Genomic DNA, 559 nt, shown 5'->3' with positions numbered 1-559 from the left:
TGGGAGTTCGTGCACAGCCCGGACCGGCTCACCACGCCGCTCATCCGCGAGAATGGCCGCTTCCGCGACGCCACCTGGGATGAGGCGTACGACTTCATCGCCGGGCGCCTGACGTCGATCAAAGAGGCCTTCGGGCCCGATTCGATCGTCTTCTGGAGCTCGGCAAAGGCCACGAACGAGGCCAACTACGTGATGCAGAAGATGGCGCGCGCCGCCATCGGCACCAACAACATCGACAACTGCGCCCGTAACTGACATGCCGCGACGGTCGCCGGTCTGGCGACGACGGTGGGCAAGGGCGCGATGACGAACAGCATCGCCGAGCTTGCGGATGCGCGGCTCATCCTCGCCGTCGGCACCAACACCACTGAGACCCACCCCGTCCTCGCCCTGCGCGTGAAGGAGGCCATCGCCAAAGGCGCGAAGCTCATCGTCGCCGACCCCCGCACCACCGAGATGGCCAAGTACGCCACCCGCCGTCTGCCCCTGCGCATCGGCACCGATACGGCGCTCTTCAACGCCATGGCGCGTGTCATAATCGAAGAGGGGCTGGAAGCGC

1 protein-coding gene is annotated in these 559 nt (G+C 66.4%); it reads left to right on the top strand.

From position 1 onward, the window contains the following. Positions 1-9 precede the first annotated feature (9 nt). The coding region (locus QME71_11160) for a molybdopterin-dependent oxidoreductase (GenBank protein MDI6858856.1) at positions 10-559 on the top strand (550 nt) is incomplete at its 3' end.

It is taken from the genome of Dehalococcoidia bacterium (assembly GCA_030018455.1).
Classification (GTDB): domain Bacteria; phylum Chloroflexota; class Dehalococcoidia; order DSTF01; family JALHUB01; genus JASEFU01.
The sequence above is the reverse complement of the archived record's forward strand: the minus strand, read 5'-3'. Positions and strand labels throughout refer to the sequence as shown.